The organism is Sphingomonas sp. IC-11 (assembly GCF_021043365.1).
In the GTDB taxonomy this organism is placed as follows: domain Bacteria; phylum Pseudomonadota; class Alphaproteobacteria; order Sphingomonadales; family Sphingomonadaceae; genus Sphingomonas.
The window spans coordinates 313,963-334,579 of record NZ_JAJNDU010000002.1 but is presented as its reverse complement, the minus strand read 5'-3'; the positions used below and the strand labels follow the sequence as shown (position 1 = coordinate 334,579).

At 64.8% G+C, this 20,617-nt stretch carries 14 protein-coding genes; 4 read left to right on the top strand and 10 right to left on the bottom strand.

Annotated features, from left to right (window positions below):
- Window positions 1-24 precede the first annotated feature (24 nt).
- Together rpoB and rpoC are read left to right on the top strand one after the other, a co-directional pair.
- Window positions 25-4,179 carry a DNA-directed RNA polymerase subunit beta gene (gene rpoB, locus LQ954_RS10220; protein ID WP_231022963.1) on the top strand — a complete coding sequence of 1,385 codons (4,155 nt, stop codon included), beginning with the start codon at window positions 25-27 and terminating at the stop codon, window positions 4,177-4,179.
- A gap of 74 nt (window positions 4,180-4,253) precedes the next feature.
- Window positions 4,254-8,531, top strand: coding sequence for a DNA-directed RNA polymerase subunit beta' (gene rpoC, locus LQ954_RS10215; protein WP_231022962.1), 4,278 nt, complete (start codon window positions 4,254-4,256; stop codon window positions 8,529-8,531).
- A 490-nt stretch (window positions 8,532-9,021) separates the two neighbouring features.
- On the opposite strand, the gene LQ954_RS10210 is transcribed toward rpoC, so the two are convergent.
- The 4 genes from LQ954_RS10210 to LQ954_RS10195 all read right to left on the bottom strand — a co-directional run bounded on the left by LQ954_RS10210 (window position 9,022) and on the right by LQ954_RS10195 (window position 12,076).
- Entirely contained in the window at window positions 9,022-9,555 is a 534-nt protein-coding gene (locus LQ954_RS10210) for a GNAT family N-acetyltransferase (protein WP_231022961.1), read from the bottom strand.
- A 7-nt stretch (window positions 9,556-9,562) separates the two neighbouring features.
- Entirely contained in the window at window positions 9,563-10,354 is a 792-nt protein-coding gene (locus LQ954_RS10205) for a LysR family transcriptional regulator (protein WP_231022960.1), read from the bottom strand.
- Between the two features lie 106 nt (window positions 10,355-10,460).
- A complete protein-coding gene (apaG, locus tag LQ954_RS10200; RefSeq protein WP_227771700.1) occupies window positions 10,461-10,871 on the bottom strand; it encodes a Co2+/Mg2+ efflux protein ApaG in 411 nt (136 codons plus the stop codon).
- The gene (locus LQ954_RS10195) at window positions 10,868-12,076 is read right to left on the bottom strand and encodes a trans-sulfuration enzyme family protein (RefSeq protein ID WP_231022959.1); all 1,209 of its coding nucleotides are present in this window, start codon (window positions 12,074-12,076) and stop codon (window positions 10,868-10,870) included. The genes apaG and LQ954_RS10195 overlap by 4 nt, the downstream gene beginning before the upstream one ends.
- Window positions 12,077-12,396: 320 nt before the next feature.
- On the opposite strand from LQ954_RS10195, the gene LQ954_RS10190 reads away from it, so the two are divergent.
- Complete coding sequence (locus LQ954_RS10190; protein WP_231022958.1) at window positions 12,397-13,614, top strand: phospholipid carrier-dependent glycosyltransferase; 1,218 nt, start codon at window positions 12,397-12,399, stop codon at window positions 13,612-13,614.
- A 6-nt stretch (window positions 13,615-13,620) separates the two neighbouring features.
- Here LQ954_RS10190 and LQ954_RS10185 read toward each other — a convergent pair whose 3' ends face one another.
- The 6 genes from LQ954_RS10185 to LQ954_RS10160 form a co-directional block, all read right to left on the bottom strand.
- Window positions 13,621-14,721: a glycosyltransferase family 2 protein gene (locus tag LQ954_RS10185; RefSeq protein ID WP_231022957.1), complete on the bottom strand. Its 1,101-nt coding sequence runs from the start codon at window positions 14,719-14,721 to the stop codon at window positions 13,621-13,623.
- The gene (leuB, locus tag LQ954_RS10180) at window positions 14,718-15,770 is read right to left on the bottom strand and encodes a 3-isopropylmalate dehydrogenase (RefSeq protein WP_231022956.1); all 1,053 of its coding nucleotides are present in this window, start codon (window positions 15,768-15,770) and stop codon (window positions 14,718-14,720) included. The genes LQ954_RS10185 and leuB overlap by 4 nt, the downstream gene beginning before the upstream one ends.
- Window positions 15,771-15,878: 108 nt before the next feature.
- The gene (recO, locus tag LQ954_RS10175) at window positions 15,879-16,610 is read right to left on the bottom strand and encodes a DNA repair protein RecO (protein ID WP_227771705.1); all 732 of its coding nucleotides are present in this window, start codon (window positions 16,608-16,610) and stop codon (window positions 15,879-15,881) included.
- A gap of 67 nt (window positions 16,611-16,677) precedes the next feature.
- The gene (locus LQ954_RS10170) at window positions 16,678-17,568 is read right to left on the bottom strand and encodes a GNAT family N-acetyltransferase (RefSeq protein ID WP_227771706.1); all 891 of its coding nucleotides are present in this window, start codon (window positions 17,566-17,568) and stop codon (window positions 16,678-16,680) included.
- Window positions 17,565-18,515, bottom strand: a complete 951-nt coding sequence (locus LQ954_RS10165; RefSeq protein ID WP_231022955.1) for a polysaccharide deacetylase — start codon at window positions 18,513-18,515, stop codon at window positions 17,565-17,567. Before LQ954_RS10165 ends, LQ954_RS10170 begins: the two co-directional genes overlap by 4 nt.
- 103 nt (window positions 18,516-18,618) lie before the next feature.
- Window positions 18,619-19,068 carry an EF-hand domain-containing protein gene (locus tag LQ954_RS10160; protein WP_231022954.1) on the bottom strand — a complete coding sequence of 150 codons (450 nt, stop codon included), beginning with the start codon at window positions 19,066-19,068 and terminating at the stop codon, window positions 18,619-18,621.
- Window positions 19,069-19,284: 216 nt separating this feature from the next.
- On the opposite strand from LQ954_RS10160, the gene purB reads away from it, so the two are divergent.
- A complete protein-coding gene (purB, locus tag LQ954_RS10155; RefSeq protein ID WP_231022953.1) occupies window positions 19,285-20,595 on the top strand; it encodes an adenylosuccinate lyase in 1,311 nt (436 codons plus the stop codon).
- Window positions 20,596-20,617: the final 22 nt, after the last annotated feature.

Genomic DNA, 20,617 nt, shown 5'->3' with positions numbered 1-20,617 from the left:
AATTAGACCAAGGCAGACAGCTACATGGCAACCAAGGCGATCGAAGGCGGCACCGCAAAGCGCCGCATCCGCAAGGTGTTCGGCAACATCCACGAAGTGGTGCAGATGCCGAACCTGATCGAGGTGCAGCGCGAGAGCTACGAACAGTTCCTGCGATCCGACCCCTCGATCGGCTATGTCTCGGGTCTCGAGAAGACGCTGCGCAGCGTGTTCCCGATCCGCGACTTCGCCGGCACGGCAGAGCTCGACTTCGTGAACTACGAACTCGAACCGCCGAAGTTCGACGTCGAGGAATGCCGCCAGCGTGGCATCACCTATGCCGCGCCGATGCGCGTGACGCTTCGCCTGATCGTGTTCGAGGTGGATCCGGAAACGGAAACCCGCTCGGTGCTCGATATCAAGGAGCAGGACGTCTACATGGGCGACATGCCGCTGATGACGGAGAACGGCACGTTCTTCATCAACGGCACGGAGCGCGTGATCGTCAGCCAGATGCACCGCTCGCCGGGCGTCCTCTTCGATCATGACCGCGGCAAGACCCACGCCTCGGGCAAGTATCTCTTCGCCGCACGCGTGATCCCGTATCGCGGTTCGTGGCTCGATTTCGAGTTCGACGCCAAGGACATCGTCAACGTCCGGATCGACCGCAAGCGCAAGCTGCCGGTCACCGCGCTGCTCTACGCGTTGGGCCTCAACAGCGAGGAAATCCTCAACCACTTCTACAACCGCGTCACCTATGTGCGCGGCCAGGGTGGCTGGCGCATCCCGTTCGCGGCCGAGAACTGGCGCGGCGTGAAGCCGACGTTCGACCTCGTCGACGCGAACTCGGGCGAAGTCGTGTTCCCGACGGGCACGAAGGTGACGCCGCGCGCCGCCAACAAGGCAGCCAAGGACGGCCTGACCGACCTCCTCATCCCGACCGAGGAAATCTACGGCCGCTATTCGGCCTATGACCTCATCAACGAGCAGACCGGCGAGATCTACGTCGAGGCCGGTGACGAGATCGGCCCGGAAAGCCTGGAGAAGCTCGACAAGGCCGGCATCGACCGGATCGAGCTGCTCGACATCGACCATGTCACCACCGGCCCGTGGATCCGCAACACGCTGAAGGCCGACAAGGCCGAAGAGCGCGAGCAGGCGCTGAGCGACATCTATCGCGTGATGCGCCCTGGCGAGCCGCCGACGCTCGAGACGGCGGAAGCGCTGTTCGCTGGCCTGTTCTTCGATCCGGACCGCTACGACCTGTCGGCCGTGGGCCGCGTGAAGCTCAACATGCGCCTTGACCTCGACGCCGAGGACACGGTGACGACGCTGCGCACCGAGGACATCCTGGCGGTCGTGAAGACCCTCGTCGACCTGAAGGACGGCAAGGGCGAGATCGACGACATCGACAATCTCGGCAACCGCCGCGTGCGTTCGGTGGGCGAGCTGCTCGAGAACCAGTATCGCGTCGGTCTGCTCCGCATGGAGCGTGCGGTGAAGGAGCGCATGAGCTCGGTCGACGTGTCGACCGTCATGCCGAACGACCTCATCAACGCGAAGCCGGCGGTCGCCGCGGTGCGTGAATTCTTCGGCTCGTCGCAGCTGTCGCAGTTCATGGACCAGACGAACCCGCTGTCGGAAGTGACGCACAAGCGCCGCGTCTCGGCCCTCGGGCCGGGCGGTCTCACGCGTGAGCGCGCGGGCTTCGAGGTCCGCGACGTTCACCCGACGCACTATGGCCGTATCTGCCCGATCGAAACGCCGGAAGGCCCGAACATCGGTCTCATCAACTCGCTGTCGACGTTCGCGCGCGTCAACAAGTACGGCTTCATCGAGACGCCGTACCGCCGCGTGGTGGACGGCAAGGTGACCGGCGAGGTCGTGTACCTCTCCGCGATGGAAGAGCAGAAGCACACCGTTGCGCAGGCGAACGCCGAGCTCGACGCCGAAGGCCGCTTCACCGAGGATCTCATCTCCGCCCGTCAGGCCGGCGAATTCCTCATGGCGCTGCCCGAGACGATCACGCTGATGGACGTGTCGCCCAAGCAGCTCGTGTCGGTCGCCGCCTCGCTGATCCCGTTCCTCGAGAACGACGACGCGAACCGCGCGCTGATGGGCTCGAACATGCAGCGTCAGGCCGTCCCGCTGGTGAAGGCGGAAGCGCCGTTCGTCGGCACCGGCATGGAAGAGACGGTGGCACGCGATTCGGGTGCGGCGATCGCCGCACGCCGCGCCGGCGTCGTCGACCAGGTCGACGCCAGCCGTATCGTGATCCGCGCCACGGGTGAGGTCGATGCCGGCAAGTCGGGCGTCGACATCTACTCGCTGATGAAGTTCCAGCGCTCCAACCAGTCGACCTGCATCAACCAGCGCCCGCTGGTGAAGGTGGGCGACGTGGTGAACGCCGGCGACATCCTCGCCGACGGCCCGTCGACCGAGTTCGGCGAGCTGGCGCTCGGCCGTAACGCGCTCGTCGCGTTCATGCCGTGGAACGGCTACAACTACGAGGACTCGATCCTCATCTCCGAGCGGATCGTGAAGGATGACGTCTTCACGTCGATCCACATCGACGAGTTCGAGGTGATGGCCCGCGACACGAAGCTCGGGCCGGAAGACATCACGCGCGACATTCCGAACGTCGGCGAGGAAGCGCTGCGCAACCTCGACGAGGCGGGCATCGTGTACGTCGGTGCCGAGGTCGAGCCGGGCGACATCCTGGTCGGCAAGATCACGCCGAAGGGCGAAAGCCCGATGACGCCGGAAGAGAAGCTGCTGCGCGCGATCTTCGGTGAAAAGGCCAGCGACGTGCGTGACACCTCGCTCCGCCTGCCGCCGGGCGTTGCCGGTACGGTCGTCGACGTTCGCGTCTTCAACCGCCACGGCATCGACAAGGACGAGCGCGCGATGGCGATCGAGCGCGAGGAGATCGAGCGCCTGAAGAAGGACTCGGACGACGAGCGCACGATCCTCAACCGCGCCACGTGGTCTCGCCTGCGCGAGATGCTGATCGGCCAGACCGCGACTGCGGTGCCGAAGGGCGGCCCCAAGAAGGGTGCCGTGATCGATCAGGACATGCTCGACAGCGTCGACCGCCACGAATGGTGGAAGTTCGCGGTCGCCGATGACAAGGTCCAGTCGGATCTCGAAGCGGTGAAGGCGCAGTACGACGAGGCCGCGAAGCTCATTAAGGAGAAGTTCGAGGACCGTCGCGAGAAGCTGGAGCGTGGCGACGAGTTGCCGCCGGGCGTGCTGAAGATGGTCAAGGTGTTCGTCGCGGTGAAGCGCAAGCTGCAGCCGGGCGACAAGATGGCCGGCCGTCACGGCAACAAGGGCGTCATCAGCCGCATCCTGCCGGTGGAGGACATGCCGTTCCTCGCCGACGGTACGCCGGTCGATCTCGTGCTGAACCCGCTGGGCGTGCCGTCGCGCATGAACGTCGGCCAGATCTTCGAGACGCACCTTGGCTGGGCCGCCCGCGGCCTCGGCCAACAGATCGCGCAGCAGCTGGAGGAATGGCGTGAAGCCAATCCGGATGCCACCCCGGGCGCCATGCCCGAGGCGGTGAAGGAGCGGCTGAAGACGATCTACGGCGAACATTATGTCGACGAGATCGAGGCACGTGACGCGCAGGGCATCATCGAGCTGGCGAACAACCTGAAGCCCGGCGTTCCGATGGGCACTCCGGTGTTCGACGGTGCGGTGGAGCAGGACGTCGCCAACATGCTCGAACTGGCGGGTCTTGATCCGTCGGGTCAGTCGGATCTGTTCGACGGGCGCACCGGCGATCAGTTCGACCGCAAGGTGACCGTCGGCATCATCTACATGCTGAAGCTGCACCACCTCGTCGACGACAAGATCCACGCACGTTCGATCGGGCCGTACAGCCTAGTCACCCAGCAGCCGCTGGGCGGCAAGGCGCAGTTCGGCGGCCAGCGCTTCGGCGAAATGGAGGTGTGGGCGCTGCAGGCTTATGGTGCTGCGTACACGCTCCAGGAGATGCTGACGGTAAAGTCCGACGACGTGGTCGGCCGTACCAAGGTCTATGAGGCGATCGTCAAGGGTGACGACACGTTCGAGGCCGGCATTCCGGAGAGCTTCAACGTGCTCGTCAAGGAAATGCGTTCGCTGGGCCTCAACGTCGAGCTGAAGAGCATGGAAGACGCGGACGACGGTGATCTGGCCGAGGCGGCCGAGTAACCGCACCGCTCCGACGATCGACCATCCCTCCCCTAGCCCCTCCCGCCCGCGCGGGAGGGGGAAGAGGTAGAAAAATGAACGAACTTACCAATTTCGCGAACCCGGTCGCCAAGCCGGAGACCTTCGACCAGATCCAGATCGGCATCGCGTCTCCGGACCGCATCCGCTCCTGGTCGTTCGGCGAGATCAAGAAGCCCGAGACGATCAACTATCGCACGTTCAAGCCCGAGCGTGACGGCCTGTTCTGCGCGCGCATCTTCGGTCCGATCAAGGACTACGAATGCCTGTGCGGCAAGTACAAGCGCATGAAGTACAAGGGCATCGTCTGCGAGAAGTGCGGCGTCGAGGTCACCGTCTCGAAGGTCCGCCGCGAGCGGATGGGCCATATCGAGCTCGCTGCCCCGGTCGCGCACATCTGGTTCCTGAAGTCGCTGCCCTCGCGCATCGGCCTGCTGCTCGACATGCAGCTGAAGCAGCTCGAGCGCGTGCTGTACTTCGAAGCGTATATCGTCATCGAGCCGGGCCTCACCCCGCTCGAGAAGTTCCAGCTGCTGACCGAGGACGAGCTCCTCGAGGCGCAGGACGAATATGGTGAAGACGCCTTCTCCGCCGGCATCGGCGCCGAGGCCGTGCGCATCATGCTCGAGAGCCTCGATCTCGAGGGCGAGAAGCAGCAGCTCCTCGAAGAGCTGGCGACGACCAAGTCGGAGCTGAAGCCCAAGAAGATCATCAAGCGCCTGAAGGTCGTCGAGAGCTTCCTCGAATCGGGCAACCGCCCGGAGTGGATGATCCTCGAGGTCGTGCCGGTCATCCCGCCCGAGCTTCGCCCGCTGGTGCCGCTCGACGGTGGTCGTTTCGCGACCTCGGATCTGAACGACCTGTACCGCCGCGTCATCAACCGCAACAACCGCCTGAAGCGGCTGATGGAGCTGCGCGCGCCGGACATCATCGTCCGCAACGAAAAGCGCATGCTGCAGGAAGCCGTCGACGCTTTGTTCGACAACGGCCGCCGCGGCCGCACGATCACGGGCGCCAACAAGCGTCCGCTGAAGTCGCTGTCCGACATGCTCAAGGGCAAGCAGGGCCGCTTCCGTCAGAACCTGCTCGGCAAGCGCGTCGACTATTCGGGCCGTTCGGTCATCGTGACCGGTCCGGAGCTCAAGCTGCACCAGTGCGGCCTGCCGAAGAAGATGGCGCTCGAGCTGTTCAAGCCGTTCATCTACGCCCGCCTCGACGCCAAGGGCCTCAGCATGACGCTGAAGCAGGCGAAGAAGTGGGTCGAGAAGGAGCGCAAGGAAGTCTGGGATATCCTCGACGAGGTGATCCGCGAGCATCCGGTGCTGCTGAACCGCGCGCCGACGCTTCACCGCCTCGGCATCCAGGCGTTCGAGCCCGTGCTGATCGAGGGCAAGGCGATCCAGCTTCACCCGCTGGTCTGCTCGGCCTTCAACGCCGACTTCGACGGTGACCAGATGGCCGTGCACGTCCCGCTGAGCCTTGAGGCGCAGCTGGAAGCGCGCGTCCTGATGATGTCGACCAACAACATCCTGTCGCCCGCCAACGGCAAGCCGATCATCGTGCCGTCGCAGGACATGGTGCTCGGTCTCTACTATCTCTCGATGGAGAAGCAGAACGAGCCGGGCGAAGGCATGCTGCTGGCCGACATGGAGGAAGTGCACCAGGCGCTGTTCACCGGCGCGGTGACGCTGCACACCAAGATCATCAGCCGCGTTCCGCAGACCGACGAGGACGGCAACCAGTATCTGAAGCGCTACGAGACGACGCCGGGCCGCATGCTGCTCGGCGAGTGCCTGCCGAAGAGCCACAAGGTACCGTTCGAGACCGTCAATCGCCTGCTGACCAAGAAGGACGTCACCGACGTCATCGACGAGGTGTATCGTCACACCGGCCAGAAGGAGACGGTGCTGTTCGCCGACGCCATCATGGCACTCGGCTTCCGTCACGCGTTCCGCGCCGGCATCTCGTTCGGCAAGGACGACATGATCATCGCGCCGGACAAGACCAAGCTGGTCGACGAGACGCGTGAGCAGGTGAAGGACTTCGAGCAGCAGTATCAGGACGGCCTGATCACGCAGCAGGAGAAGTACAACAAGGTGATCGACGCCTGGAGCCGTTGCGGTGACCAGGTGGCGAACTCGATGATGAACGAGATCAAGGCCGTTCGCATCGACGAGGAGACCGGCCGTGAGAAGCCGATCAACTCGATCTACATGATGGCGCACTCCGGTGCGCGTGGTTCGCAGGCGCAGATCAAGCAGCTCGCCGGCATGCGCGGCCTGATGGCGAAGCCCTCGGGCGAGATCATCGAAACGCCGATCATCTCGAACTTCAAGGAAGGTCTGACCGTTCTTGAATACTTCAACTCCACCCACGGCGCTCGTAAGGGCCTCGCGGATACGGCGTTGAAGACGGCGAACTCGGGTTACCTCACCCGCCGTCTCGTCGACGTGTCGCAGGATTGCGTCATCGTCGAGGACGATTGCGGTACCGAGCGCGCGCTGGAGATGAAGGCGATCGTTCAGGGCGGCTCGGTCATCGCGTCGCTCGGCGAGCGTATCCTTGGTCGTACGACCGCGGAGGACATCGTCGAGGCGAAAACCGGCGAGGTCGTGATCCCGATCGGCACCCTGCTCGACGAGCCGATGGTGGCGAAGATCGAGGCGACCGGTGTGCAGGCCGTCAAGATCCGCTCGCCGCTGGTCTGCGAAAGCAAGATCGGCGTCTGCGGCAAGTGCTACGGGCGTGATCTCGCCCGCGGTACGCCGGTGAACATCGGCGAGGCCGTCGGCGTCATCGCGGCGCAGTCGATCGGTGAGCCGGGCACGCAGCTGACGATGCGTACCTTCCACATCGGCGGTGCGGCGCAGCTCAACGAGCAGTCGAACCTCGAGGCGCCGACCGACGGCACGATCGAGTATCGCGACCTGCGCATCATCGTCGACCAGCGTGGTCGCCGCGTGGTGCTCAGCCGCTCGGGTGAAGTCGCGATCGTCGACATGGATGGCCGCGAGCTGGCGGTGCACAAGATCCCGTATGGCGCGAACGTGCTGTGCGACGATGGGCACATCATCAGCGCCGGCGATCGCATCGCCGAATGGGATCCGTTCACCATGCCGGTGATCACGGAAACCGGCGGTACGGTGAAGTATCAGGACCTCATCGAGGGCAAGACGCTGACCGAGCAGGTCGACGAGGCAACGGGCATCGCCCAGCGCGTCGTGATCGAATATCGTGCAGCCGGCCGTTCGAAGGAGGATCTGCGTCCGCGCATCACCCTGCTCGACGAGGGTTCGGGTGAGTCCGCCCGCTACATGCTGGCGCCGGGTGCGGTGCTGTCGGTCGACGACAACTCGGTCGTCTATGCCGGCGACGTGGTTGCCCGTGTCGCTCGCGAGTCCGCCAAGACCCGCGACATCACCGGCGGTCTGCCGCGCGTTGCCGAGCTGTTCGAAGCGCGCAAGCCGAAGGAAAATGCGATCATCGCGAAGGTCTCGGGCCGCGTGGTGTTCGGCAAGGACTATAAGGCAAAGCGCAAGATCGGCATCCAGCCCGAGGACGGCGGCGAGGTGGTGGAATACCTCATCCCGAAGTCGAAGGTGATCGACGTTCAGGAAGGCGACTACGTCAAGCGTGGCGACAACCTGATCGGCGGCAGCCCGGATCCGCACGACATTCTCGAGGTGCTCGGCATCGAGCCGCTCGCGGAATATCTCGTGTCGGAGATCCAGGAAGTCTATCGACTGCAGGGCGTGAAGATCAACGACAAGCACATCGAGACGATCGTTCGTCAGATGCTGCAGAAGGTCGAGATCACCGAAGCCGGCGACACCACCCTGCTCCCCGGCGAGCAGGTGGACCGTGCGGAGATGGACGAGGTCAACGCGAAGCTCGGCAAGAACGAGGCGCCTGCACAGGGCAAGCCGATCCTGCTCGGCATCACCAAGGCGTCGCTGCAGACCCGGTCGTTCATCTCGGCCGCGTCGTTCCAGGAGACCACCCGCGTCCTCACCGAGGCGGCGGTCCAGGGCAAGCAGGACACGCTGATGGGCCTGAAGGAGAACGTCATCGTCGGCCGGCTCATCCCGGCAGGCACGGGCGCCGGCATGAACCGCCTGCGCGTGGCCGCTTCCTCGCGCGACGCGGCGCTTCGGGTGCAGCAGCGCAAGCTGTCCGAGATGCTCATCGCGCCCAACAGCGCGGAGGAACTGCGCGCGGCGGAGAATGCCCGCACCGTGCGTGACGACGCCGGCACCGGCAGCGACCCGCTCGCTACGGTCGTCCCGTCGGGCGACGGCAGCGACGAGGCGGCTGGCGAGTATCTGAACGACTGATCGTCGCCAGGATAAGCCTGATGCAATCAGCCCCGCCGGAGCGATCCGGCGGGGCTTTTTGTTTCTGTCGCGAGATCAGGCTGCCGGCTCTGCCGCTAGCCGGTTCAATCAGATGCCAGAAGCAGGCAGGCGCCATTCGCTGAACACGACGGCACAGGGCACCGGCAGTGCGGCCGGAGCGACGTCATGAGGCTACTTTCCGGAGACTGAACGAACGCCTGGGTTCGGCAACAGCTCTCCGTAGGAGCCTTCCTGAAGTACGTCGACGTGAGCGCCAGCCCGCCACAAGCGCACTTGGCGCTCTAAGGAAAGGCGTCGGCGTCAGGGCAGATGCGACGGGATGGCGGATGCAATTACCGCGCTTGTCGCGAGAGGCCGCCTGCCGTCGCTCGAATTGGGTAAGGCCCGCCCTCCCGGAGGTGTGTTCCAGTGCCGCTAACTGACGGTTGTCGGAAACATCGCCCCAGAACCCCCGCAGGCGTGTGAACGCTCAACGCGCTGGCTTCCCTCGCCATTCGTCGCGCAGCAAGCCCCAGATTACGCTGTCGCGCACGCCGATGTGCGTCTCCCACTCCGCGCGCAGCAAGCCCTCACGTTGAAAGCCGAGATCCACCAACAGCGCGATCGACCGGGCATTATCCGGGTCGGTATCGGCAAACACGCGGCGTGCGCCCTGCGCGAACAGCAAGTCAATAAGCGCACTCACGGCTTCGCGCGCAAAGCCGCGGCCGGAGGCGGCGGCGGAAAGGAGATAGCCGACTTCCATTACGCCACGGCGCCGTTCGCCTGCGGCCAGCGTGCCGATCGCGCGGCCGCTTGCCTTCTCCACGATCACCCACTGCCGCCACTGGTCGCCAGCGTGAGGGGTCACATAGGCGACAGTTTCCGCGACCGAGCCGTGCGGCGGGCTGGACCAGAAACGCATCACTCGCGGATCGCGATAGGCCTCAAACAGGGCCGGTGCGTCGTCCGTCGTGGGCGCCCGCATCGTCAGCCGCTCGCTTTCGAAGGGTTCCGCCCTCATGCGCGCCTCAACCTGCCAGCGCCTCGACCAGCGACTGCACCTTTTGCTGGCGCCATTGCGGCAGCGGCGCGACCAGCCAGAAGCCGAGGCGAGACGGACGCGGCTCGCCCACCATCACCACCTTCCCGGCGGCGATATCATTGGCGGCCAGCAGTTCGGGCACGGTTGCGCGGCCAAGCCCGCGCGCCGCGGCATCGAGCGCCAGGCCAGCGTCACCCACGCGGACCAGCGCTGCCGCATCGTCCATGCCATCCCCCGGCCATGCGATCAGCGCCGGTGCGCCGCCGCCGGGGCGCTCCACCGTTACCATACCTTCGCTTTCGATCGCTTCGCCCTCATGCGCTCCCGGACCTTCGCCCCAGGTGATGGCGAGGTCCAGATTGGCTTCGGTGAAATCCGGCGGCGCGTCGGCCGTGACCAGCACGAAGCGCAGGTCGCTGTCGCGCTGCGCAATGGTTGCCAGCCGCGGCAAGAGCCACTTTTCCGTAAGATCGCGGGGCGCCGCAATGGTCAGCGACTTGGACGATTGCCCCGCCTGCATCGCGCGCACCGCTTCCTCGAACTGGAGAAAACCGTTGCGGAGCGCGGAAAGGCCGGCCTCTCCTTCTGGCGTCAGCTCCAGACCCTTGGTGGTGCGGCGAAACAGGACAACGCCAAGGGTATCCTCCAGCGCCCGCACCTGCTGGCCGACGGCAGCCGGCGTCACCGCCAGTTCGTCGGCAGCGCGGGTGAAGGACAGATGGCGGGCGGCCGCGTCCAGCACGCGCAGCCCGTTCAGCGGAAGATGCGTACGCTTCACCTGGCACCTGCCATAAGGCGGAACGATCCAGCGGGGATAGTGGGGCGGCTGTTCACCATGGTCGCATGCCATGCCGCGCTATGGCGTCGCCCGCAAGCGACCGTGCTCAGCCGCGCTCTCCCCCGGTCACGGCTGGAGCGACCAGCGCGAACTTCGGGATCGCGACATCAAAGGTCATGCCAGCGGCATCGACCATGCGATAGCTGCCCTGCATCGATCCCAACGGCGTCGCTAATGGGCAGCCGGATACATAATCATAACTGGCGCCCGGCGCGATCAGCGGCTGCTCGCCGACCACCCCTTCGCCTTCCACCGAATGACGGGCGCCGCGCCCGTCGGTGATGATCCAGTGCCGAGTCAGCAGCTGTACGGCCTGCGGCCCGTCATTCTCGATCCGGATGTGATACGCCCAGAACCAACGTCCGCGCGCGGGTTCCGATTGTTCGGGCAAATAGCTCACCGAAACACGCACGGTGACTCCCCGCGTCGTTTCTGACGAGGGGAAAAAGGCCTTCACAAGCCGACCTTGCGTAATGCGCGGTCAAGATCCTCGATCAGATCCTGCGGATCCTCCAGCCCGACGTTCAGGCGCAACATGCCTTCGGTCACGCCCATTTCCTCACGCTTTTCCGGCGTGACAGAATTGTGGGTCGTGGAGGCGGGATGAGTCATCAGGGATCGAGAATCGCCGATGTTGTTCGAAATGTCGATCAGTTCCAGAGCATCGAGCAGCCCGTGTGCCTGTTGACGTCCCCCATCCAGCAGGACGGCGAAGATTGGGCCTGCCGCCTCCATCTGGCTCATCGCCAGATCATGCTGCGGATGGCTGGGCAGGCCGGGGTACAACACCGTCGGAACCCGGCCTTCAAGGAAGGTCGCGACCTTCACGGCGTTCTCAGACTGGCGCCGGATCCTCAGGTCCAGCGTTTCCAACCCCTTCAGCACTACCCACGCATTGAACGGCGACAGCGTCGGTCCGGTGTTGCGCGTGAAGGGCAGCAAGGTGTTCTCGATGAAATCCTTGGTTCCGCAAACCGCGCCGGCCAGTACACGGCCCTGTCCGTCCATCATCTTCGTGGCGGAATAGGCGGTCACATCCGCGCCGAACTCCAGCGGGCGCTGCAGTGCCGGGGTGGCAAAGGCATTGTCGACCACACTGGTGATCCCGCGCTCGCGCGCAATGCTGCACACCGCCTTCAGGTCCACGACGTCCATCGTCGGGTTCGCCGGCGTTTCGAAGAAGAACACCTTCGTTTCAGGGCGAACCGCATCCTCGAACGCCTGCGGATCGCGTGCGTCCACCACGGTCGTCGCGATGCCGAACTTGGGCAGTAGGTTGTCGACCAGCCAGCGGCACGATCCGAAGGCAGCGCGCCCGGCAACAACATGGTCGCCAGCCTGCAACTGGCTCAGCAGCACGGCCGTCATCGCCGCCATGCCGCTCGCCATGGTGCGACACGCCTCCGCCCCTTCCAGAATGGCGATGCGATGTTCCAGCATCTCCACCGTCGGGTTCTGCAGCCGGGAATAAGTCATTCCCTCCTGCTCGCCGGCGAACCGCGCGGCGGCGTCACCGGCGCAATCGTAGGTATAGCCGGAGGTGACGAAGATCGCCTCGGATGTCTCTCCGAACTCCGTGCGCACGGTTCCGCCGCGGATCGCACGAGTAGCGGGGCGCCAGCTGTCGGTGATCGCGCGATCTTGTCCGGTACGACGTTTCATGACGCCGCTTTCGGCCAATACTGCTTGGCTTTCAAGGTTATCCTCCCCCGGCGTACGTCGCGGGAGCAGACTCTAAGGGGCGCCGCGGCGTGCCGAATACGCAAACGCCTGGCGACACGGCCGCTCGCGGCTGTCCTACAGCCCGTGCGTCGTGGCAAAAGCGCTCTAGTTTTCCGGAGCAAGCCGAATGCTGAGCGATACGTCGCCGCCGTATCAACTTTCTCAACATTCGCGCGACACTTGGATGCGACAGTCCGCGTGCAGAGCGCCTGGATCCTGCGCCTATCGCATGGCCCGCTGCCCCGCTAAGCACACGGCCCATGCTGCGCCGTCCGCTGCCGCTCGCCATCCTCCTGTTCGCGCTGGCCGAAGCGGTGTTCCTGATCCGCCTCGCGGTCCCGCACCGGCTGGTCTTTGACGAGATCCACTATGTCCCGGCAGCCCGCTCGCTGATCGCTCTGTCCGGCCCGGCCAACATCGAACATCCGCTGCTGGGCAAATCATTGATTGCGCTCGGCATGCTGCTGTTCGGCGACACGCCGGTCGGATGGCGCTTCATGTCCACGCTCGCCGGCAGCGCGACCGTGGTCGCGATGTTCGCCACCACTTGGCAAATCACCGGGCGCCCGCGCCCCGCTCTCGTGGCCGCCGCACTGACACTGCTGAACTTCACCCTCTATGTTCAATCGCGCATCGCAATGCTGGATGGCTTCATGCTCGCCTTCCTGGCCGGCGCGATAGCGATGATCGCCTGGACCGTTCGAGCGGGCGGATGGTGGCGGTGGGTGGCGGCCTCGGTCCTGCTCGGACTGGCAGTCGGCTGCAAATGGCTGGCGGCACCCTATGTCGCCTTCGCTGCGGCGGCGCTGGTCATCCTGAAACGCCAGGATTCACGGCGATTTCCGGGCTTATCGGTCTGGCCGGCAGTCGCCGTGCTCGGCACCGTCTCGGTGACGGCCTATCTCCTCACCTTCGCGCCCGCCTTCTTCTACGCCGTCGAACCGCTGACGCCCGCGCGCTTGATCCCCTTTCAGCTGGAGATGTTCGAAAAACAGACCCAGGTTCTTCCTCCCCACGCCTACCAGTCAGACTGGTGGAGCTGGCCGTTGCTGATCAGGCCGATCTGGTATCTCTACGAACCGGTCGATGGGGCGCAGCGCGGAATCCTGCTGCTTGGCAATCCGGCGATCATGTGGGGCGGCCTCGCGGCGGTGCTCGGCTGCTGGATCGGATGGGTGCGCCACGGCTCGCCGCGCTTCTTTGCCGCCGCGGCGCTTTGGACGGCAAGTCTCGGCATCTGGGCCGTGATCCCCAAATCGCTCGGCTTCTATTATTATTACTTCCCGTCCAGCATCTTCATCGTTCTGCCAATCGTGCTGCTGCTCGATCACTGGCGCATGCGGCTGCGGGGCGCGGATCTGGCATTGCTCGGCGTGGCGCTCTGCCTCGCCATTTACTTCTTCCCGATCCTCTCTGCCCACGCCCTGCCCGATGCTGGCGCATTCCGGCAGTGGATGTGGTTCGACAGCTGGATATGAGCCGCCTCAGTACCGTCCCCAGGTGAAGCGCGATGAAAGCGCGTAGTTCCAGACGGCGCCCACCAGCACGCCGGCAAGTGCAGAGCCAGCCCATGCACCGTAGCGGAAGTCATAAAGGAAGGCTGCCACCCCGACATTGGCGATCGCTCCCACGGAACATACGAGGCAGAAGGATACCCATCCGTCGAGCATTTGGCGCCATCCCCGCAAGCGCCGGTCGCGATATGTCAGCGCGTTGTTCAGGAAGAAGTTGAACGTCATCGCCGCCACCGTTCCGACGATCTGCCCGACCAGAAAGGCGGCCCCGAGCCCGAGGTGCAACAGCGTCAGCACGCTCATGTGGATCAGCACGCCGATCACGCCGATGGCCGAAAACATCGCGAAGCGCACCGGCACCACCCTGCCGAACTTCCGATCGTAGATCGCGATCAGATATTCCAGCGCCACCACGTGATCGAGCTTCGACTCTCCCTGCTCCCGGCACCGGAATACGTACGGCAGCTCAAGGAACCGCAACGGGCGATCGGACGCCGCCATGATGTCGAGCAGGATCTTGAATCCGATTCCTGAAAGGCAGGGCGCCACCGTCCGGACAGCTTGCGTGCGGATCATGAAAAAGCCGCTCATCGGGTCTGTCAGGCCCACGTTAAGCACGCGTTGGGACAGCCGGGTCGCAAGGGCGGATTTTGCCACGCGATCCCTGTCCCACTCGCCGGTGCCGCCACCATCCACGAAGCGGGAGCCGATCACGATGTCCAGCGCGTCGTCTTCGCGCATCGCCTGCAGCATGCGCGGCAGGATCGCTTCATCATGCTGAAGATCGCCATCGATCACGGCCACCAACGGCGCCGCCGTGGCGCACATCCCTTCGATACAGGCCGTTGCCAATCCGCGCCGCCCGATGCGCTGGATCACCCGGACGCGTGGGTCCCGCCGCGCGATTTCGCGAGCAGCATCGGCCGTGCCATCCGGGCTGTCATCGTCGACGAAAATGGCTTCCCATCTCGTGCCCGCCAGCGCCTGCTCCAGCCTGGCCACGAGCAACGGCACATTGGCCCGCTCGTTGAACGTCGGGATGACGATCGCCAGCTCGAGCGGATCGCTCACAGCGCGGCCAGAACCGCGTCTCCCATTGCTTGGGTCGAGCAGTCGCCGCCGAGGTCCGCCGTTCGGTTGCCGCTGGCCAAGGCGCGTGCCACCGCCTGTTCGATCCGGTCAGCCGCGTCCGGTTGGCCAAGCGAATGACGAAGCATCAGGGCGGCGGAAAGGATCGCCGCACACGGATTGGCCTTGCCCTGCCCCGCAATATCGGGCGCCGACCCGTGGATCGGCTCGTACAGCCCCTTGCCGGCTTCATCGAGTGAGGCGGACGGCAGCAAGCCGATGGAGCCGACGCACATGGATGCCTGATCGGACAGGATATCGCCGAACAGGTTGCCGGTTACGATCACATCGAACTGGCCAGGGTCACGCACCAGCTGCATGGCTGCATTGTCGACGTACATATGGCTCAGCGCCACATCCGGATATTGCCGCGAAACCTCGATCACCACGTCGCGCCACAATTGCGAAGTCTCAAGCACATTCGCCTTGTCGACCGAGCACAGCTTGCCCCGCCGCCGCTGAGCCGCCTCGAAGCCGGCGACGGCAATGCGCCGCACCTCCCCTTCGTCATAGCTCATCAGGTCATACCCTTGACGCAGGCCAGCCTCCGTCGTCCGCATCCCCTTCTCGCCGAAGTAAACGTCGCCGTTCAGCTCGCGCACGATCAGCAGGTCGATGGTTCGCGCCACCTCCGGGCGAAGCGCGGACGCATCCTCCAGCCCCGCGAACAGCTTTGCCGGGCGCAGGTTGGCGAACAGGGTAAGCTCCTTGCGCAGGCCGAGAATGGCCTGTTCCGGTCGCAGGTGCCGATCCAGGTTGTCGCAGGCGGGATCCCCCACCGAGCCGAAGAGGATCGCGTCCGCGCGCCGCGCCAGGTCAAGTGTCGACGTCGGGAGCGGATTGCCGGTCTGATGGTAAGCCGCCCCTCCGACTGGCGCTTCCTCGAACGCGACCGCAAGGTCGAGCGCCTCCAGCACGCGCCGTGCCTGAGCGGTAACTTCCGGGCCGATGCCGTCTCCCGGCAGGATCGCGATGAGGTGAGATTGCGCCATGATCACCGTTTTGGGCTGAGCTTGTCGACATCGCCGCCGATAGTGCCACGCGGGCTGCGCAGACCTATTCGACAGCGTCGACGGCGAGCCTTGCCGGCCCGGCGCTGGTCACGCAACTGCTCTCTTCAGTCGGTCCATCAGCCGGGTGCGCGCGGACAGCGCGTCGACGCGGCGATCCGTGAGGACGTTTCTCGAGAGAAAGCGGCCTGTGATTGCCAAAGCGTCGAACACATCGGACCAGTCAGGCTCGCCCCCCGCGCGTAAAAAGTCGGGCAAGGGCAGGAGACGGTCCTCATAGCCCACAGCAGCCGCCCGACTCACTGCCCCGCCGCTCTTGGGGCTGATGAACGCCACGTCCTCGGCCGACCCCGTCGCCACGCAGCGCTCCAGATCCAGACCAAAGCCAAGCTGCGCCAGCACCAGAAGCTCGTAACGAGCCATTGCCCCTGCCCAGCCCCTCGCGGCCGGCGCCGCCTCGACGGCGTCCAGCATCGCTGCCAGCGCATCGTACAGCTGCGGATAAGGCTGCGCCTCAGGCAACGCGGCGGCCGTCAACGTCGTCAGCCACTCCAGCGCTGCTGCCGGCAACGGCTCGCCATGCAGCGATGCGCGGCTGTGCACCAATTCCACGGTCAGCGCGGGCAGTTGTTCGGCCGTTCTCGCGCGCCACTCGCCAAGGACGGCATTGGCCGGCTGCAATACCGGCCGCAGCCCGCGCGACCGGCCGCCACGCACATAACCGGCCTGCACGCCGTCTCTTGGCGTCAGGGCACGAACGATCGCGCCATGCTCGCCATGCGGACGCACCGACAGGATGATCGCTGGTGCCGTGAGCTGCATTCCTGCGGTCTAGCGCCGTCGCCCCGCGCTTGTCGAAATCTTCATGGCCGGCATAAAGGGTGCCCGCTCAGGCCCGCCGCACCCGCTTTGCCATTTGCTCCAGCCCCGGCAGCGCCGCTGCCCGCTTCGCGACCTGGATCGCCGTGTCGAAGCCGCTCACCAGCGCCATGGCTGCCTTGTTCGCCAGCGTCGGCCGCAGCAGCAACAGATCCCGGCAGGCAATACCTGCATTGGCCATTAGTCGCTTGTGCTGCCCTTCCCCCTCGGTGAAGTCGAAGCGAGCGAACCGGTCACTGAACAGGTCGACCAGTGCGGCTTCCATCAGCACGCTTCCTGGCGAAAGCGCCGCGAAAGCCTCGTCATGACCGACGTAATCGTAGCGAAGCGTCTCTCGATCGGCGCTGCACCACAGATAGGCTGCCGGTGTATCGTTCACGAACAGCAACCATGCCCGCACTTGATCCGCTTGCGCGAGCGTCACCATCCGCTGAACCCAGGCATCGTCACCGGGGAGTCCTGCGCCCATCAGGCGTTCCTGATAGGTCTTCTCCGCCAGTGCCCGCGCGATCGGATGAAAGACTTGCAGTTCGGCGGCAGTGCGAAACCGGCGCACGTCCAAGCCACCGCCACTGGCCGCTGCTAGCTTCTTCGCCTTGCGCTTCAGCGTCGACCGCGTCTGCCCGGACAGACCTGCCCGCCACGCGGATTGGCCAATGGCAAGGTCCACATAATAGCGTGTGTATCGCTGCTTCTCGAACAGTAGCCCTGGCCAGTCGGGTGATAACGCCGCGGGCAGCGACGTGAGCAGATAACCGTCGTCGGCATCTGTCAGCGGCGGAAAAGCGGGCAGTTGCCCCGCCAGCGCCGCGTCCAGGGACATGCCAACCCGGGTCAGGCGCCTTGGAATGGTGGCAATGGTGCGGGCGCCGATCTGCAGCCGCAGGGCGGCGTTGCTCATGCGCTACGCTCGCTTACCAGATTGGACCACGCCTGCTCCACCTGTCGCCGGCCCCGCCGCCAGCGACTTGCCGGCAGCGGCTTGTCGCACGCATCCAGGGCCAGGCTTGGCCGGTCGATGAAATGGGTGGTGGGGGCGCTCGCCTCGCGCTCCGAAAGCAACTGGCACAAGGCTTCGAAGCGACGCACGTGCACCCCGTTCGCCGTCATCCCGCTGCGATCGGCAAGCTCGAAACTATGACTGACGATGGTGAGTGCGGCATGTCGATCGGCAATGGCGTGGTCGATGGCGGCCGTCATTTCTTCGACAGAAAGGGCGCAAATCTGGAAGTTGCGCCACACACCGGCCGTGTCCTCGATCGTGGTAACGGGCACTTCCACGACGCCCCTGTGCCTGACGGGCGCGATCTGGGTGGCGGCTAGGCCGATTGCACTGGGCCAGGGATGATGGGCGCCATTGTGGCTGCTGTCATAAACGATTCCGAGCGATGCCAGTGCCCTGAGCGTATCGTCGTTCGCCGAATAGCTGCCGCTGCGGAACGCAATGGGCCGGGGCGCACCAGCCGCCATCAACAGGCTTGCCGCCTCGCTCAACAATTCTCGCTGTGCATCCGCGGGATAATCGCTGAGTTCGAAGCCTGCATGAACGCTCCGATCGCCCAGCCTCGCCTTTGTCCAATTAGGGTGTAGGTGAAGCTGCACCTCCTGCCCGGCTGTTAGGATCGCATCAATGATCCGCTTGAAAGGATCGAGGCCGTAGATCCGTGCCGGCATTGGATCCACGAAGAACGTCGCCTTCAGTCCGTGACAGCCAAGACGATTGAGTTGCCAGCGAAGCCCCACGCCTGCCGGCTCGATGGATCGCGCTTCCACGACGTCAGGACCAAGCCCCGCCGCATGGTGACGCCAGGCGATCTCTGTATCGATCGTAAGAAAAACCGGGGTCATGTCGACACTCTAGGGTTCGCCCGTAAACAATCCCCGAACTGTTTCCTACGAAAAAGGGCTGCCGGAGCGATCCGGCAGCCCTGTTGAGACACGTCAAACCGGATCAATCCGCGCCAGATTTCACCGAAGCGCCAAGGAAGCCGGTAAGTTCCTCGCGGGTGAGCGAGGTCGACTTATCCTTGTCGGCCTGCGCGAAGGCCGCGTCATTCCACTTGGTATCACCAGGTTTGTCGCCGCCTGCCGGCGCCTTGGCCTTCAGCGCGTCCATCCATGCGGCGAACTCCGCCTTCTCCAGCGTGCCGTTGCCGTCCTTATCATATGATGCGAATTCAGCGTTGACGATCGTGGACACCTGATCCGTCGTCGTCGCGGCCGCCTGGGCATTCGCTGTTGCCGCAGCGGCCTGCGCCGAATCAGCAGATGCGGGTTCTTGCGGCACGCTCGCAGCGCCCGGCGCTGACGAGGGCGCCGTCGGCTTCGTCGTGGCACCATCCTGCGCAAGCGCTGGAACAGCAACAACCATGGCACTGGCCAGGAATAGCTGCTTCAACATCATAACTCTCCTTACAAAACTCTTAGTTCTGCCCGCGTTTCGCATTACGAATGTCATCGCGGCAGCGTAAGTTCTTTGCCGTATCAACCGACAATTGCCATATCGGGTTCCGGGCATCGGATTTGAAGCCTTGACGCATGCCTGCTACCCGCGCGCAACCTCTTCCCTCGACGACTCACGGCGAGCCGTTGTCACCGCACGACCAAGGATGTTCACATGGTTCCGCGCTATTCCCGACCAGAGATGACGGCAATCTGGACGCCAGAATCCCGCTTCAAGATCTGGTTCGAGATCGAGGCGCACGCCACCGAGGCTCTGGCAAACCTGGGCGTCGTGCCCAAGGAAGCCGCCGAGGCGCTTTGGGCATGGTGGCACACCAACCCGGCCATCGATGTCGACGCGATCGACGCGATCGAGGCGGTCACGAAGCATGATGTGATCGCATTCCTCACCTGGGTGGCCGAGCAGGTCGGCGATCAGGCCCGCTTCATGCACCAGGGGATGACGAGCTCGGACGTGCTCGACACCTGCCTCGCCGTGCAGCTCGCCCGCGCATCCGATATCCTGATCGCCGATCTCGACGCGCTGCTGGCCGTGCTTCGCCGCCGCGCCGAGGAGCATAAGCTGACCCCGACGATCGGCCGCAGCCACGGCATCCATGCCGAGCCGGTGACCTTCGGCCTCAAGCTTGCCGAGGCCTATGCGGAGTTCAGCCGCTGCCGCGCGCGGCTCGTCGCTGCCCGCGCGGAAGTCGCCACCTGCGCCATTTCCGGTGCCGTCGGCACCTTCGCCAATGTCGATCCGCGCGTTGAGGAGCATGTTGCGGCCAAGCTGGGCCTGGCGGTGGAGCCGGTGTCGACGCAGGTCATCCCCCGCGATCGCCACGCCATGTTCTTCGCCACCCTGGGTGTGGTGGCGAGCTCGATCGAGCGACTGGCCGTGGAGGTCCGCCACCTGCAGCGCACCGAAGTGCTGGAAGCGGAGGAATATTTCTCGCCGGGGCAGAAGGGCTCGTCGGCGATGCCGCACAAGCGCAATCCGGTGCTGACGGAGAATCTCACCGGTCTCGCCCGCATGGTCCGCGGCTATGTGACGCCCGCTCTGGAAAATGTGGCGCTCTGGCATGAACGCGACATCAGCCACTCGTCCGTGGAACGCTACATCGCTCCCGACGCGACCATCACGCTCGATTTCGCCCTGGCTCGCCTGACCGGCGTGGTCGACAAGCTGCTCGTCTATCCCGAGCGCATGCAGAAGAACATGGATCGCATGGGCGGCCTGATCCATTCGCAGCGCGTGCTGCTGGCCCTGACCCAGGCCGGTGTCAGCCGTGAGGATGCCTACCGGCTGGTTCAGCGCAATGCGATGAAGGTCTGGGAGTCCGACGGCGCCTTGTCGCTCAACGAGTTGCTGAAGGCTGACGCGGACGTAACCGCCGCACTATCGCCTGAAGCGATCGATGCCGAATTCGACCTCGGCTATCATTACAAGCACGTCGACACGATCTTCGCACGCGTGTTCGGCTGACCCGGTCGCTTCCGGCCACCCC

Bases quoted from the DNA above. Each gene is read 5' to 3' on its own strand.
- LQ954_RS10210 (WP_231022961.1), bottom strand. From the start codon at position 9,555: ATGAGGGCGGAACCCTTCGAAAGCGAGCGGCTGACGATGCGGGCGCCC.
- LQ954_RS10160 (WP_231022954.1), bottom strand. From the start codon at position 19,068: ATGTTGAAGCAGCTATTCCTGGCCAGTGCCATGGTTGTTGCTGTTCCA.
- recO (WP_227771705.1), bottom strand. From the start codon at position 16,610: ATGCAGCTCACGGCACCAGCGATCATCCTGTCGGTGCGTCCGCATGGC.
- purB (WP_231022953.1), top strand. From the start codon at position 19,285: ATGGTTCCGCGCTATTCCCGACCAGAGATGACGGCAATCTGGACGCCA.
- LQ954_RS10190 (WP_231022958.1), top strand. From the start codon at position 12,397: ATGCTGCGCCGTCCGCTGCCGCTCGCCATCCTCCTGTTCGCGCTGGCC.
- leuB (WP_231022956.1), bottom strand. From the start codon at position 15,770: ATGGCGCAATCTCACCTCATCGCGATCCTGCCGGGAGACGGCATCGGC.
- rpoC (WP_231022962.1), top strand. From the start codon at position 4,254: ATGAACGAACTTACCAATTTCGCGAACCCGGTCGCCAAGCCGGAGACC.
- LQ954_RS10170 (WP_227771706.1), bottom strand. From the start codon at position 17,568: ATGAGCAACGCCGCCCTGCGGCTGCAGATCGGCGCCCGCACCATTGCC.
- rpoB (WP_231022963.1), top strand. From the start codon at position 25: ATGGCAACCAAGGCGATCGAAGGCGGCACCGCAAAGCGCCGCATCCGC.
- LQ954_RS10195 (WP_231022959.1), bottom strand. From the start codon at position 12,076: ATGAAACGTCGTACCGGACAAGATCGCGCGATCACCGACAGCTGGCGC.
- LQ954_RS10165 (WP_231022955.1), bottom strand. From the start codon at position 18,515: ATGACCCCGGTTTTTCTTACGATCGATACAGAGATCGCCTGGCGTCAC.